Origin of the sequence: Paenibacillus sp. FSL L8-0333 (assembly GCF_037965665.1) — a bacterium.
Lineage (GTDB): Bacteria > Bacillota > Bacilli > Paenibacillales > Paenibacillaceae > Paenibacillus_AQ > Paenibacillus_AQ odorifer.
Genome location: NZ_CP150186.1, coordinates 751,981 through 767,112, shown reverse-complemented (window position 1 = coordinate 767,112; position 15,132 = coordinate 751,981). Strand labels below are relative to the sequence as shown.

12 protein-coding genes are annotated in these 15,132 nt (G+C 48.2%); 1 reads left to right on the top strand and 11 read right to left on the bottom strand.

The genetic code is table 11. From position 1 onward, the window contains the following. The first annotated feature begins 4 nt into the window (after positions 1-4). Positions 5-943: a hypothetical protein gene (locus tag NYE72_RS03345; protein ID WP_339211280.1), complete on the top strand. Its 939-nt coding sequence runs from the start codon at positions 5-7 to the stop codon at positions 941-943. Positions 944-1,030: 87 nt separating this feature from the next. On the opposite strand, the gene ilvA is transcribed toward NYE72_RS03345, so the two are convergent. The 11 genes from ilvA to NYE72_RS03290 all read right to left on the bottom strand — a co-directional run bounded on the left by ilvA (position 1,031) and on the right by NYE72_RS03290 (position 14,957). Beyond that, entirely contained in the window at positions 1,031-2,293 is a 1,263-nt protein-coding gene (gene ilvA / locus NYE72_RS03340; RefSeq protein ID WP_076104158.1) for a threonine ammonia-lyase IlvA, read from the bottom strand. 158 nt (positions 2,294-2,451) lie between these two features. Next, positions 2,452-3,747 (bottom strand): SEC-C metal-binding domain-containing protein, encoded by a 1,296-nt coding sequence (locus NYE72_RS03335; RefSeq protein ID WP_339211278.1) that lies wholly within the window; start codon positions 3,745-3,747, stop codon positions 2,452-2,454. 287 nt (positions 3,748-4,034) lie between these two features. Then, on the bottom strand, positions 4,035-5,300 hold the full coding sequence (purD, locus tag NYE72_RS03330; protein ID WP_036680895.1) for a phosphoribosylamine--glycine ligase: 1,266 nt from the start codon (positions 5,298-5,300) through the stop codon (positions 4,035-4,037). 23 nt (positions 5,301-5,323) lie between these two features. Then, positions 5,324-6,871, bottom strand: coding sequence for a bifunctional phosphoribosylaminoimidazolecarboxamide formyltransferase/IMP cyclohydrolase (gene purH / locus NYE72_RS03325; protein WP_076136910.1), 1,548 nt, complete (start codon positions 6,869-6,871; stop codon positions 5,324-5,326). Positions 6,872-7,074: 203 nt separating this feature from the next. Next, a complete protein-coding gene (gene purN / locus NYE72_RS03320) occupies positions 7,075-7,692 on the bottom strand; it encodes a phosphoribosylglycinamide formyltransferase (protein ID WP_038568663.1) in 618 nt (205 codons plus the stop codon). Continuing rightward, a complete protein-coding gene (gene purM / locus NYE72_RS03315; protein WP_076136912.1) occupies positions 7,692-8,732 on the bottom strand; it encodes a phosphoribosylformylglycinamidine cyclo-ligase in 1,041 nt (346 codons plus the stop codon). The genes purN and purM overlap by 1 nt, the downstream gene beginning before the upstream one ends. Before the next feature lie 564 nt (positions 8,733-9,296). Next, positions 9,297-10,793 carry an amidophosphoribosyltransferase gene (gene purF / locus NYE72_RS03310; RefSeq protein WP_036680905.1) on the bottom strand — a complete coding sequence of 499 codons (1,497 nt, stop codon included), beginning with the start codon at positions 10,791-10,793 and terminating at the stop codon, positions 9,297-9,299. Then, positions 10,778-13,024 (bottom strand): phosphoribosylformylglycinamidine synthase subunit PurL, encoded by a 2,247-nt coding sequence (purL, locus tag NYE72_RS03305; protein WP_036680907.1) that lies wholly within the window; start codon positions 13,022-13,024, stop codon positions 10,778-10,780. The genes purF and purL overlap by 16 nt, the downstream gene beginning before the upstream one ends. Continuing rightward, positions 13,002-13,691 carry a phosphoribosylformylglycinamidine synthase subunit PurQ gene (purQ, locus tag NYE72_RS03300; protein ID WP_036680909.1) on the bottom strand — a complete coding sequence of 230 codons (690 nt, stop codon included), beginning with the start codon at positions 13,689-13,691 and terminating at the stop codon, positions 13,002-13,004. Before purQ ends, purL begins: the two co-directional genes overlap by 23 nt. Positions 13,692-13,696: 5 nt before the next feature. Next, positions 13,697-13,942, bottom strand: coding sequence for a phosphoribosylformylglycinamidine synthase subunit PurS (gene purS, locus NYE72_RS03295; RefSeq protein ID WP_036680912.1), 246 nt, complete (start codon positions 13,940-13,942; stop codon positions 13,697-13,699). 124 nt (positions 13,943-14,066) lie between these two features. Continuing rightward, entirely contained in the window at positions 14,067-14,957 is an 891-nt protein-coding gene (locus NYE72_RS03290; RefSeq protein ID WP_036680914.1) for a phosphoribosylaminoimidazolesuccinocarboxamide synthase, read from the bottom strand. Between the last annotated feature and the right edge of the window lie 175 nt (positions 14,958-15,132).

The window sequence follows — 15,132 nt, the reverse complement described above, 5'->3', positions numbered from 1 at the left end:
TTCCATGATTAAGAAACATTATATTCTCTACTCCGTTCTAGCTATAGCCTTAGGGCTAGGCATAGTGCCCAGTGCTATTCACGCCGAAGGTGCTACCAGCCCTCCTGGGGAAGGCGCTAAGGCAATTCCTCAAGCAGCTAGCAATAATCATGCAGAGGCTGTCTATAAAGCTGCATTACCGCTGTTATCTACCTCTGACAAGTTACCCGAAGCCATAAAGTATTTGAACTCCAATATGTATGCAGTAGGGTCGTATCGTGCAACAATGATGACCCTAAAGCTTGAGAATCTGCATAAAGCTGCGCTGCAAGCCTGGGAAAGTAAATTCAGTACCAATGCTGTCCAGCGGAAGCTCACCGCCATTTATAAAGCAGGCGCCAGCATGTCGTCTCTTGCCGCTATTACTGATGATCTCCAGCTGCGTACACTGCTGAAAAGTGCCAGCGAAAACGGATATAAGCTGGAGACAGCAGAGGGTACTTTTTTCCCGGTGATCGATTATGGGGCTTACCGCAAGTACAAGCTATACGTTACCAATGATATCAGCGCTTATATTACCATTATGGCAACCGAATCGGACCTGCCCTCTTCCAAGGACAACGGGCTAGTTATCGCCTGGACTGAGGTTGCAGCCAGAGCTTTATCTCAAGAGCAATTCATTCAAAATCATCCGAAGTCAAACCGAATTTCTGCTGTAAAAGCCTTGTACACTATGTATGTGAATAATACGTTTTACGGCCAGAATAACACTCCTCTCTTCCATTATGACAATCTGGAAATGGATTTGGAGGCGCAAAAGGCTTACTCCAGTATTCTGACCAAAAATAATGACAGCAGCCCATTTCTACAAAAGCTGGATAGCTTCATGAAATTAATGAAAGACAATAGCTACAAATTGACCGATGAGGTCGAGCAGTATCGTAAAACTTCGTTACCTCTCTAATAAAGAAATCACAAAAGCCCATCCCTGAAATGAATAGGGACGGGCTTTTTTATATTCGTTAACGAGATTATTAAGTGGATGCGAGCATTAAATAAGGATGTTAAAGAGATTAGAATCCTTATTGATCTCTACATAATCGACGCCCTTCTGCTGCATCCGTTCGATGAGAGGTTCGTAGGCATCCGTTGACAATAATTCAATGCCAACAAGCGCGGGACCATTTTCTTTATCATGCTTCTTAATATACTCGAAACGGGTAATGTCATCGTGAGGTCCAAGGATTTCACCCAAGAACTCACGCAGCGCGCCTGCCCGTTGCGGGAAGTTCACCATGAAATAGTGTTTTAAGCCTTCGTAAATCAATGAACGCTCCTTGATCTCCTGCATCCGGTCAATATCGTTGTTCCCGCCGCTTATGATACAGACAACTGTTTTGCCGCGGATTTGATCACGATATTGATCAAGCGCTGCGATAGGCAGCGAACCTGCTGGCTCAACCACTATGGCATTCTCGTTATATAATTCCAAAATCGTGGTACAAGCTTTGCCTTCAGGCACCATCACGATGTCATCCAGATGACGGGAGCAAATATCATATGTCAGGCCGCCAACACGTTTTACAGCCGCTCCGTCCACGAACTTATTAATTTCCTTTAGAGTCACCACTTCTCCAAGCTTGATCGCTTCCGTCATAGAAGCTGCTCCGAGTGGCTCCACACCAATCAACTTGGTAGAAGGACTAACTGTCTTCACATAGGTGGCTATACCCGCTGCTAGGCCGCCTCCACCAATGGTTACGAACATAAAATCTGCCGGGTTGTCCAGACTCTCCATCACTTCCATTGCAATGGTGCCGTTGCCCGCAATGATTCGTGGCTCATCAAAGGGATGGATCAACGTCATCCCATGATCTATACAAGCTTGCAGTGCTTCATCATAAGCGTCATCAAAGGTATCGCCCTTCAGAATGACTTCAACAAACTCACCGCCAAACCGCCGCACCTGCTTAACCTTCTGGTTAGGCGTAGTGCTTGGCATATAGACCTTGCCTTTAATTCCAAGCGCCTTACAGGAATAGGCTACGCCTTGTGCATGGTTGCCCGCACTCGCACAGACAATCCCTTTTGCTCTATCTTCTGCTGACAAACTACGAATCATATTATAAGCTCCGCGGATTTTGAAAGAACGTACAATCTGCAAATCCTCGCGCTTCAAATACACATCACAATCATACTTGGCTGACAGCACAGCATCACGTTGTAGAGGTGTCCGGATTATGACTTCACGCAGTACGTGATGAGCCCGCACAATATCTTCCATTCCTACGATTCGGTCTTCCTCTTCTCTCATAACCCTCTCGCCTCACTATCTATCTGTTATTCTACTTCTTGTAACATACTCTCCCGAGGACATTTTTTCAAGCATCCTAATCAGTGATAAAGAAAAAGAGACTAAAGGAACCCTATAGTCTCTTACTAATATTTGCTATCCCTACGCTATGAAACCTACTAGTCCTGTTGCTTCAGCATCCACTTCACCAGGTCTGGTAAGCTTGTCCACAAACGTGAATGTACAATAACATATTCGATAGCCTCGTTAGCGTCACCCACGCCTACAAAATCAGGCAGGTTATGCGGCAATCTTTTGATACCTAACAGATAATCCGGCACATGCTTGTTCACATTCTTCGCCACGCGGTAGAGCATTTTGAGCTGGGAAGTAATTCCGTTCTTCTTATATTCTAAAACCATACGGTCATATGCTACTGTTGCTGCTGCATCCTTGCCGAACTTCTCCAGTACCTTCTCGGTCTTCTTAAGCTTATTAGTGTAAAGGTACGTTGCCGTTAGAAGGTAACGCGCACCTGTGTTATCTTCTGGGTTCAATTCTAGAATGTGCTCCAACGTCTTTTGTGCTTCTTCTGCATTTCCGCTAAACCAGCAGGAGTCAGCGTAGCTTTTGCAGATTCGAATGTAAGAACGTGTCTCGTAAAGACCCCAGAAATGTCCTTTGTTCTCAGTGAAAAAGGCTTCTCCAAGCTCACGCGCACCCGCTTCCATCCCTGCTTTCAGATAAGCACGGGCATCTGCTTCATTCTCGGCTTCCTCAGCCAAAATGAGATAGGCGTCCGGACTGTCCGGATAAACTTCCAATGCCGCTTCTGCTAGCTGGATCCGACGATTGGATGCTTTAGTTTCCATTGCTTTTTGCAGCAAAGCCTGTTCCTGATCCTTCGGAGTACCTGAAACGTTGAGCAAAAGTAATTCTTCCTCTGCCCCGCCCATGCCGTACTGTTCGACATAATTAAGCATCTCTTTAACTTTTCTGGAGATGGTAGGTGCAGTAACCTCATGTTTGATCGCTAGATCAGCTTGAGTTTGAAGGAAACCATATTCCTCAGACAAGATAAATTCGATAGCCGCGCAGAAGGAGCCCATTTTCTTCACTGCAGGCTTGATGTGACGGGAATAACCATTCCATAGAACCAGACCTTCCCAGATTAGCTCCCGGTCATAGCTGTCTCTCATGGTCTCAATAAGGTGCATAGCCAATTGTTCATGTGCTGGATGCTCCCATTTCAGATCACGTGACACCTTTTTTTTGAGCGTGGTTAGGGTAAGTTTAGCTTCAGAAATGGCTGCCGCTTCTGGTTTCTCGGCCACAGCCACAGTAGCAGCGGATTCTTCCGTTGTTACCAGTCGCATGATGGATTCCACTGCAGAAGTTTCTTTCCCTAGGCAGCATTTCTTATATTTTTTCCCGCTTCCGCAAGGACACATATCATTTCTTCCAATCTTACTCAAAACGAATTCCCCCTTAAATCTGTGAGTAGCCATTCGCCATAAGCGTATCGCTAGTATGCACTATAAGTATCAACATTTTCAGGCACGAGGCATCCTTTATAAGGTTACTGCACAAAGTCTGAAGGACTCCGATTTAAAAGGGCCTTCCCATGATCGGAAAGGCCCTTATCTGTATATATCCGCACATTTTCCCCCGTACGTGTAGTATTATAGCACTTCTTCTATCACTTGTCAGTCCTTTTTTAGGACTTAAAGCGCAAAAAATTGCTAGATACAGTGCTTTATCCTTATACCAGAGCCTTCATAGCGATGTCGCTGCGATTCTGTTTCCCGGAAAAAGAGATTCCTTCAGCCCTAGCATAGGCTGCTGAACGAGCTTCGGCAATCGTAGCACCCAGGCCTACCACGCCTAAGACCCGTCCGCCGTCCGTTACCCAGCTGCCATCTGCCCCCCGTGCTGTACCGGCATGAAAGATCAGCCCTCCTTGGCTGTCCTCAAGCCCTTCGATCGGCACTCCCTTAGGATAAGAGCCTGGATATCCTCCAGAAGCGAGAACCACGCACACCGCTGCTTCGTCGCTCCATTCAATGTCGATATCCGCAAGTTTACCCTCGGTTACTGCCAAAAAGATTTCTAACAAGTCGCTCTTCAATCTAGGCAGCACGACCTGTGTCTCCGGATCCCCAAACCGGGCATTAAATTCAATGGTCTTTGGTTTACCTTCTGGAGAAATCATCAGCCCTGCGAACAAAACGCCGCTAAATGAACGGCCTTCAGCTACCATAGCCTTAGCTGTTGGCTTAATGATGGTCTCAATCGCTTCTTGGATAATCGCCTCGTCGATATGCGGCAGAGGCGAATAGGTGCCCATTCCACCGGTATTAGGACCTTTATCTCCATCGTAAGCAGGCTTATGATCCTGAGCGGCAGCCATCGGACGAACTGTCTCTCCATCAACAAAAGCCAAAATCGACATTTCTTGACCCGCTAGGAACTCTTCAATGACAACCTGAGCGCCAGCTTCACCAAACACTTTGGTTACCATAATATCAGCTAGTGCCTGCTCTGCCTCTTCCCGTGAATAGGCAACGGTCACGCCTTTTCCTGCGGCAAGCCCATCTGCCTTGATTACGATCGGCAGCGGTTGCTCGCGTAAGTAAGCCAGTGCAGCTTCATAGCCATCAAATTTTTCATAGGCTGCTGTCGGAATATTATATTTGTGCAAAAGATCCTTCATAAAGGTTTTGCTGCCTTCGATCTCAGCTGCATTCTTACGTGGACCAAACACAGGAATAGCCTGTGCTTCAAAAGCATCCACAATGCCCCCTGCTAACGGATCATCCGGTCCGATTACAACAAGACCTACTTCCTTCTCTTTTGCAAAAGCCGTCAGACGGTCGAACTCAAACACACCGATAGGCACACATTCTGCTAGCTGCGCGATCCCGGCGTTGCCGGGTGCGCAATAGATTTTACCAACCTTGGGACTTTGGGACAGGCTCCAAATAATCGCATGCTCCCGGCCGCCGCCGCCAACCACTAAAATATCCATTAGAATAAAATCCTCCCAGCGTTCTAGTGTTTGAAATGACGGACGCCTGTGAAGACCATAGCAATTCCATACTCATTCGCGACCTTGATCGATTCTTCGTCTTTAATGGAGCCGCCTGGCTGAATAACTGCGGTAATGCCTGCTTTGGCTGCCATTTCAAGCGTATCTCCCATTGGGAAGAAGGCGTCAGAGGCAAGGACTGATCCTTTGGACTTCTCGCCAGCTTGTTCAATCGCAATTTTAGCTGCGCCAACGCGGTTCATTTGCCCTGCACCTACGCCAACTGTCATATCATCAGCAGCTAATACAATCGCATTAGATTTCACATGCTTAACTACCTTCCAGCCGAACAACAGCTGTTTCAATTCTTCTTCGGTTGGCTTACGGTCCGTAACAACTTGTAGATCATCCGGGTTCACAGAATGCACATCGCTCTCCTGTACAACCATTCCTCCATCAATAGAGGTAACTACGAAGCTGCTCTTACGCGCACTAGCCGTGCTGAGATTGCCGATTTTGAGCAGACGCAGGTTCTTTTTCTTCGTAAGGATTTCCAGTGCTTCTTCCGTAAAGCCTGGCGCCAATACGATTTCGAGGAAAATCTCTTTCAGCAGATTAGCAGTGTCCGCGTCGATAATCCGGTTAGCGGCTACAATTCCGCCAAAGATAGAGGTTGGGTCTGCATTGTAAGCTTTTTGATAAGCTTCGTATACACTTTCACCGACACCTACACCACAAGGATTCATATGTTTAATGGCTACGACAGCAGGTTCTTCAAATTCTTTCACGATTTGCAGCGCTGCGTTAGCATCGTTGATATTGTTGTAGGATAATTCTTTGCCATGCAATTGCTCAGCTGCTGTAAGAGTATCCCCCGCAGCCAAAGGCTTGCGATAGAATGCCGCTTTTTGATGCGGATTCTCGCCGTAGCGCAGATCCTGAATTTTCTCATAAGTCACGGTGTAGCGCTCAGGAAGCGGTTCGCCAGTAACATTAGCCAAATAATCGGAAATTAAGGCATCGTAAGCCGCCGTATGGCGGAACACTTTTGCCGCAAGACGTTTGCGTGTTTCCAGCGTTGTATCTCCATCTGCGCGAACCTCTTCAAGCACTGTAGCATAGTCGTTAGCATCTACCACTACACTTACAAAAGCATGGTTCTTCGCCGCAGAACGCAGCATCGTCGGTCCGCCGATATCGATATTCTCGATGGCTTCTTCATACGATACATCCGGTTTAGCAATGGTTTCCGCGAACGGATACAGATTTACTACTACCAGATCAATGTAGTCCAGACCAAGCTCTTTCATTTGACGCGTGTGTTCCTCATTGTCACGAACCGCTAGCAATCCGCTGTGTACAGCCGGGTGCAAGGTTTTGACACGTCCATCCATGATTTCCGGGAATCCTGTAACATCGGAAATACCGATGACTGGAACACCTTCCTTAGCCAAAAGCGTGCTTGTTCCACCTGTGGAAATAATCTCTACGCCTAATGCAGACAACTCGCGGCAAAAATCCACGATACCTTGTTTATCCGATACGCTAACTAGCGCTCTTTTGATACTCACTTTGAATAGTCCTCCTTCGGGTTGTACGTGCGATTTAATGTGATGACATCTAAAAGCTTGGGAAACTATAAGAAAGAATCTGACTCTATTACCTACTACACGACACATAATGCCGCTTATGCAATATTTCCCGAGAAATACCCTGAAATCTCTCCGCCTGTCACCAAATGTCGATCCAAAACTTTGAATGACTACAGTGTGGCTTACTTTTCGCGGATAATCGTCTTTCTTCCACTCAGTTCCACTTTCCCGCTGGCAAAAGCGCCAACCACTTCAGGATATAACTCATACTCAACCTTATGAATCCGTTCCGCCAATGAATCCGCCGTGTCGTTATCCAACACAACTACGCTACGCTGAGCAATAACTGGCCCGGTATCCATACCTCCATCGACAAAATGCACAGTGACACCCGTCAGCTTCACGCCATAATTCAGCGCTTGTCCGATCGCATCCTTTCCAGCAAAAGCAGGCAGCAGCGATGGGTGAATGTTAATAATCCGACCCGCATACGGCGTTAAAAGCACTGGTGTAATGAGGCGCATATACCCTGCCAGCACAACCAGCCCGATATCCCGCCGCTGAAGCTCTGCTACAATCTCTGCTTCGTAGAGCTCACGGCTGGCGAAGTCTTTTGGCCGCAGCAGGAGGGCGGGAATTCCCGCATCCTCCGCACGTTGTGCTACAGGCGCTTCCGGCTTGTCCGAGACAAGCAATTCAATCCTGCCGTCTCCAAGCAAACCTGCTTTCTGTGCCTCGATCAGTGCTGCAAAATTGCTGCCCTGCCCCGAAGCAAAAACAGCGATTCGACTTGATTGCATCACACTTCAGCTCCAGTAAAGGTTACTTTGCGTTCCCCTTCTGTTACTTTCCCAATGATATACGCCTCTTCTCCGCTAGCCTTAAGCAGTTCAAGAGCGCGTTCTCCATCAGCAGCGCTAACTACGAGAACAAGACCAATTCCCATATTAAAAGTAGTGAACATATCACGGTTGCTTACGTTTCCTTTGTCCTGCATCAACCCGAAGATTGGCAGAATCGGCCATGATCCGTAATTGATCTCCACGTCTACATTATCAGGCAATACGCGTGGGATATTCTCGATGAATCCGCCACCCGTAATGTGAGCCATACCTTTTACCGGAAGCTGCTCCAGCAGTGCCAGCAAAGGCTTCACATAAATCTTAGTTGGTGCAAGGAGTACATCCGCCAGCGGAGCGCCAAGCTCAGGAAGCACGTCATTCAGACCATAACCCTCTTGCTCAAGCAAAAGCTTACGCACCAGCGAGAAGCCATTGCTGTGCACACCACTGGAAGCCAGACCAATCACTGTGTCTCCAGCAGCGATGTTAGCGCCTGTTACCAGCTTCGCTTTGTCAGCTACGCCCACTGTGAATCCAGCGATATCATATTCACCTGCTGAATACATACCCGGCATCTCAGCCGTTTCGCCGCCAATCAGTGCACAACCCGCTTGGTGACAGCCTTCAGCGATTCCAGCTACGATAGCCTCGATTTTCTCTGGCACCACTTTGTCGCAAGCCAGATAGTCGAGGAAAAAGAGTGGCTCTGCGCCTTGCACTACAATATCGTTCACGCACATAGCTACAGCGTCGATGCCAATCGTGTCATGGCGATCCGCCGCGAATGCGATTTTGAGCTTTGTGCCTACACCATCAGTTCCCGATACAAGCACTGGCTCTTCATATTTATCTTTATTGAGGCCAAACAGTGCTCCGAACCCACCAAGATCCGTCATTACTTCTGGACGGTAAGTACGTTTTACGTGCTTTTTCATGCGTTCTACCGCTTCATTACCAGCCGCAATATCCACTCCGGCGTTTTTATAAGCTTCCGACACTATTGGACACCTCATCTTTTAATAGTTTAGAGCGCGTTTGGGCGCATTCGGCTTTTGGGTGGTTGTAGGGGAGTTACTGCGAGGAATGTTTGGACTTCCGATCGCTGTTATGCTCGAATTCCTTTGAATTTTTTACCGCTGAGCGGTAGAAATTCGAGCATAAAGGCGAACGCTAACGCTTCTACAGTTCCAAACTTCCTCTCCATAACTCCCTCCAACCACCGGTTTGTCCCTACTGCAAGCCGCAGTGCGCGCCTTGCATACGGACCTCAAGACCTCGGTGCATGAGCTGCGCCATACACCTCCTTAAGCGAGACAAGCGGCCCTCGTATTTGCGAAGCAAACAGAGGGAAGCTTGGCGAGCCAGTCCCGGCGGCGGATGCAGCCGGGGGGCGGAGCGTCGTAAAGCGTGTCCCGTCCGTGCGCAGCACACAGGGACAAAGCGAGCACTCGTACCCAAGTCTTCTTAGCAAGTTATAACCCAACTCCTACCGCCGAGCTTTCGGGTGGCCGGAGGGCAGAGCCCTTCGGAATCCCCCTTTGAAAGGGGGACTTAGGGGGATGTCAACACGAGCAGCCATCTTTCTCTGCCCCGCCAAAATCAACCTGCGTCGGGTAATCATTATCAAAGCAAGAAAGACAAAGTCCGCCTTTATAGTCATCTTTGTTGTGTCCACCAATGGAAGAGATTAAGCCTTCCGGCGACAAAAATGCCAAGGAATCGGCGTTGATCTCTTCGCACATTTCCTCAATGGTCTTGTAGGACGCGATGAGGTCGCGGCGGTCTGGTGTATCAATGCCGTAGAAGCAAGGATTCTTGAACGGTGGCGAAGTAATCCGCACATGCACTTCAACAGCTCCCGCTTCCCGAAGCAGATTGACGATTCGGCGTGAGGTCGTGCCACGAACGATAGAATCATCGATCATAACGACACGTTTGCCATCAACTACACTGCGCACGGCGCTCAGCTTCATCTTCACACCTTGCTCACGCAGTTCTTGGCTCGGCTGGATGAAGGTCCGTCCAGTGTACTTATTCTTAATGAGCCCAAGCTCATAAGGAATTCCCGTTTGCTCGGCATACCCGATGGCTGCTGAAATACTGGAATCCGGCACACCGGTTACGAGATCAGCATCGACAAAAGCTTCCAGTGCCATGCGGCTACCCATCCGCTTACGGGCGGAGTGCAGGTTAGAGCCGTTCATATCACTGTCTGGGCGGGAGAAGTAAATATACTCCATCGCGCACAGCGCTTTACGTTTGGGTTCGGTAAAACGGTCCTCTAAGAGGCCGTTTTTGTCGAGGACTAGCAGTTCGCCCGGCTCAATATCTCGAACCAGCTGTGCCCCAATGACCTCTAATGCGCAGGACTCGGAAGCAAAAATATAAGCTTCACCAATCCGTCCCATCACTAGCGGACGCAAACCATGAGAATCCGAAGCGACAATCAGCTTGTCATTTGTCATAAGCAGAAAAGCAAACCCGCCAACGAGCTGCTGCAGCGCATCTTTTGCCGCTTCAACAAAATCCTTTGGCGAACGGGCAATCAGATGCGCCAGCACTTCTGTATCACTCGTAGTTTGAAAGATCGACCCGCTTTGCTCCAGCTGTTTGCGGATCAACGGTTCATTTACTATGTTGCCGTTCGTAGCAATCGCCAAATCGCCGTCACGATATTTAAATACCAGCGGCTGCGCATTGGTTAAGCGGCTGTCTCCACTAGTGGAATAACGTACATGCCCAATGGACATGTCTCCAACCAATGAGGCAATTTTGTCCTTGTCGAATACTTCTTTTACTAACCCCATCCCGCGGTGATAGTTGAAATCGCGACCGTCTGCTACGCAGATTCCCGCACTTTCTTCTCCACGGTGTTGTAAGGCGTGTAAGCCGTAATAAGACATGGACGCCGCTTCCGGGTGTCCGAAGACCCCGAAAACGCCGCATTCTTCTTTTAATGTGTCAAAAATATCTCCCGAGCCCGTTCCTTCATTGTAAAAGTCACCAGTCCACAGGATTGGAGTCTCCTGCTCTTTCCCGGTCTTTATTTCATAAGACATGGAATAGCATCCTCCCAAACGAATTTCAATTCTGCTACAGCTTCATCTAGTGCGGACACGCCGTCCAGATTTACGCGCAGTCTGTCTCCACCTACAGTTCCGATGATTTCCACGGGAACACCGCTGGCTGCAATCGCTGCTTTCAGCTCTTCCGCACGTTCAGGAGCGGCTGTCAGCACAATGCGTGATTGGCTTTCGCTGAACAATGCTACATCAGATCTAAGACCGTTAGCTGAAAGCTCAACGTTCGCTCCGATTCCGCCGCTGATACAGCTCTCTGCAAGCGCTACGGCAAGTCCACCTTCGGACAAGTCATGTGCGGAACGCACCAGACCGCCACGAATTGAGGTAAGGACTGCGTTCAGCAGTTTTTTCTCAGTAGCCAACTCCAAAGCCGGAGGACGACCCTCGGTCACACCATGAACAGCATATTGGAATTCACTGCCGCCCAGCTCAGCCTTGGTTACTCCCAGCAGAAGAATAGAATCTCCTTCTTGCTTGAACCCTTGAGTCGTAATATGATCCGTGTCCGCTACTAAACCAACCATGCCGACAACCGGCGTTGGATAGATGGAGCCCGTAGTATTTTCGTTATAAAGACTGACATTACCACCGATAACCGGAGTATCCAGCACACGACAGGCTTCAGCCATACCATCAACCGCACGCTCCATTTGCCAGAACACATCAGGCTTCTCAGGATTTCCGAAGTTCAGGTTATCCGTAATAGCCAGCGGTTCAGCACCGGAACAAACGATGTTACGTGCCGCTTCGCTGACTGCAATACGTCCACCCACTTCAGGATCAAGATGAACATAACGGCCATTACAGTCTGTAGTCATCGCAAGTCCTTTACGAGTACCATGAATGGTAACTACAGCCGCGTCAGATCCAGGGCGTACAGCTGTGCTCGTCCGCACCATGTAATCGTATTGATTGTATACCCATGCTTTACTTGCTACGGTTGGTGATCCAAGCACTGTACGCAATGCACCGCCCAGATCCGTAACTTCCTCGTAACGAAGGGTATCTACCTTTTCATTCGCAATATAATAAGCAGGAACCTCAGAAGGTTTGTTATATACTGGACACTCATCCACGAGCGCCGTTACTGGCATGTCACCAACAACCTCGCCGTGATGATACAATTTCAAGCGGCCATCATCCGTAACTTTACCGACTTTACAGCAGATAACACCCCAGCGATCAAAAATCTCTTGTGCCTGGGCCTCATCCTTCGGCTCAACGACGAACAACATCCGTTCTTGTGATTCTGAAAGCATCATTTCGTAAGGCGTCATGCCCTCTTCACGTTGTGGCACCTGATCAAGATATAGCTCCAGACCGTTGCCTGCTTTACTTGCCATCTCCGCACTAGAGCATGTAAGACCCGCTGCACCCATATCCTGAATCCCGATAACGATGCCGCTGTCGATCAGTTCTAGACAAGATTCCATTACGAGCTTTTCCATAAATGGATCGCCGACCTGTACAGCGGTACGTTTAGCTTCTGATTCCTCACTAAGCTCTACCGATGCAAAAGTAGCACCATGAATTCCATCACGTCCTGTAGGAGGTCCTACATAGAAGACTGGGTTGCCTACACCCTTAGCTACACCACGTTGGATTTTGTCATGATCGATCAGACCCACACACATTGCATTAACTAGCGGATTGCCATCATAGCTATCATCAAACATGATTTCGCCGCCAACCGTTGGAATCCCGATACAGTTACCATAACCAGCAATACCAGACACAACATGTTCGAACAAATATTTTACTCGATCACTTTCCAGCTTCCCGAAACGTAGTGAATTGAGGATTGCGATAGGTCTGGAGCCCATGGAGAAAATATCACGGATAATCCCGCCCACACCCGTTGCCGCACCTTGGAAAGGTTCTACCGCTGAAGGGTGGTTATGACTTTCGATTTTGAAAACAACCGCTTGGTTGTCACCGATATCTACAATCCCTGCGCCCTCGCCAGGTCCCATCAGGACACGTGGTCCGGAAATTGGGAAACGTTTCAGGAGTGGTTTGGAGTTCTTATAGGCACAGTGCTCGGACCACATTACGCTGAATACGCCGATTTCAGTGTAGTTCGGCAAACGTCCCATAAAAGACTTGATCAGCTCATATTCGCTGTCCGACACACCGAACTGGCTGTAAATTTTCTGCTCCGCAATCTGTTCTGCGGTCGGTTCCTTAACGGATACTTGCTGCGTCATGACGATCCCTCCAAGTCTTCAGTATGGATGTAAACATTCTTTTGCCGTCTTCTGAACCAAGTAAACTATTAGCCGCGCGCTCAGGGTGAGGCATCATGCCAACCACATTCCCTTGTACGTTACTAACACCCGCAATATCGGCTACGGAGCCGTTAGGGTTATCGCTATAGGTAAACACGATCTGATTGTTAGCTTTCAGCTCTGCCAAAGTCTCGTCATCACAGTAGTAGTTGCCTTCACCGTGTGCGATTGGGATGATGATTTCTTCATCTTTAGCATAGTCAATAGTAAATGGGGTTTCATTATTAACAACCTTAAGCACTGTATCGTGACAGCGGAACTTCATCGACATGTTGCGGCGAAGCGCACCTGGCAGCAAACCAGCCTCAGTAAGAATTTGGAACCCATTGCAAATGCCTAGCACGTATTTCCCTTGCTCTGCTGCTTTAGCAACTTCCGCCATAACAGGAGCAAATCTCGAAATCGCGCCACAGCGCAGGTAATCACCATATGAGAATCCGCCTGGAACCAAAATGCAATCATACGCCGACAAATCCGTCGCTGTATGCCACACATAATCGACTGGTTCGCCGAGACTGTCCTCTACCGCCTTGTAGCAATCAATATCACAGTTGGAGCCTGGGAAGACAAGTACAGCAAATTTCATGTCGTTTAGTCCTCCAATTCGTAGCGGTAATCCTCGATCACCGTGTTGGCAAGTAGCTTTTCGCACATTTCCTTAAGACGCACTTCCGCTTCAGCACGGTTATCCGTATCCAAAGTCAGCTCCATATATTTCCCGATACGCAAGCTTTCAACTTCTTGGAAACCTACCGAATGAAGTGCTCCTTGTACTGCTACCCCTTGTGGATCAAGAACGCTTTTCTTTATGGTGACATATACCGTCGCTTTTAACATATGCTTGTAGTTCCTCCTAAATTTTAATGAGCATACCCTCTGAAACTGAAATTCTACAATGAGTACATTTAGCTTCAAAAATATATACTGAATTTATTCCCATGAGTGCACACACTATGTTGAACTATAAAGACTTGCCAGTAAGACGATGATAAATGTCCAGATAACGCCGTGTAGTTTCTTCTACTACTTCAGTTGGGAGCGGATCAGGTTTACTATTCTTATCCCAGGCAGATGCAGATAGATACGTACGAACAGGCTCTTTATCCATACTATCAATTTCAATATCAAGCGCGTATTTATCCTTAGCCCAGAAGCGGGAAGCATCCGGTGTAAAAATCTCATCGATCAGAATCACCTTGCCGTCCAACAAGCCGAATTCGAATTTGCAGTCCGCAAGAATGATCCCCCGCTCAGCACAATACTCTCTAGCAAAAGCGAACAGCTTTAAGCTCTTTTCCTGCAGCTCAAGCGCCAGATCAGCTCCGATTAATTCCTGCATTTTCTCAAACGGAATATCCTCATCGTGACCTACATCATTTTTAGCCGCAGGGGTAAAAATCGGCTCTGCCAGCAGCGCGTTTTTGCGGAGGTTAGCAGGAAGCTCAATACCATTTACCTTGCCTGTTTCTTGATACTGTCTCCAGCCGCCGCCAGTGATGCATCCACGCACTACGCATTCGATATCAATGCGCTCCGCTTTGCGTACCACCATGACACGGTTTCTGAGGGCCTCTTTGTCCTTAACTACGTCGCCAAGCAGATCCACATCGATATGAACGACATGATTCTCCATCAGCTCTTTAGTCTGTCCGAACCAGAACGCGCTCAGACGGTTAAGCACATTACCCTTTTCAGGGACCGCCGGGTCCAGCACATAGTCAAAAGCAGATATCCGATCCGTAACTACGATCAGTACATTTTCCCCTAAATCGTATAGCTCGCGAACCTTCCCTTTGTAGAGCAGCGGCGCATTGATGAGTTCCACGGCTGTGGATACGGCCGATGATGTCATGACCTTTCCTCCCTTGAACTAATGATCATTAATTATTACTTGAGCGAAAACGTCTCTTGCAAAATCGGAAATATCTGTTGGGTCAATCGGGCCACTACAAGAAATGTTTGGACTTCCGATCGCTGTTATCCTCAGATTTCCTGATTTGAACCACTGCCCGTGGTAGAAATCCGAG

Excerpts from the sequence above, each read along its gene's own strand:
- NYE72_RS03345 (WP_339211280.1), top strand. The coding sequence starts at position 5 with ATGATTAAGAAACATTATATTCTCTACTCCGTTCTAGCTATAGCCTTA.
- ilvA (WP_076104158.1), bottom strand. The coding sequence starts at position 2,293 with ATGAGAGAAGAGGAAGACCGAATCGTAGGAATGGAAGATATTGTGCGG.
- purD (WP_036680895.1), bottom strand. The coding sequence starts at position 5,300 with ATGGATATTTTAGTGGTTGGCGGCGGCGGCCGGGAGCATGCGATTATT.
- purN (WP_038568663.1), bottom strand. The coding sequence starts at position 7,692 with ATGCAATCAAGTCGAATCGCTGTTTTTGCTTCGGGGCAGGGCAGCAAT.
- purF (WP_036680905.1), bottom strand. The coding sequence starts at position 10,793 with ATGTCTTATGAAATAAAGACCGGGAAAGAGCAGGAGACTCCAATCCTG.
- purL (WP_036680907.1), bottom strand. The coding sequence starts at position 13,024 with ATGACGCAGCAAGTATCCGTTAAGGAACCGACCGCAGAACAGATTGCG.
- purQ (WP_036680909.1), bottom strand. The coding sequence starts at position 13,691 with ATGAAATTTGCTGTACTTGTCTTCCCAGGCTCCAACTGTGATATTGAT.
- purS (WP_036680912.1), bottom strand. The coding sequence starts at position 13,942 with ATGTTAAAAGCGACGGTATATGTCACCATAAAGAAAAGCGTTCTTGAT.
- NYE72_RS03290 (WP_036680914.1), bottom strand. The coding sequence starts at position 14,957 with ATGACATCATCGGCCGTATCCACAGCCGTGGAACTCATCAATGCGCCG.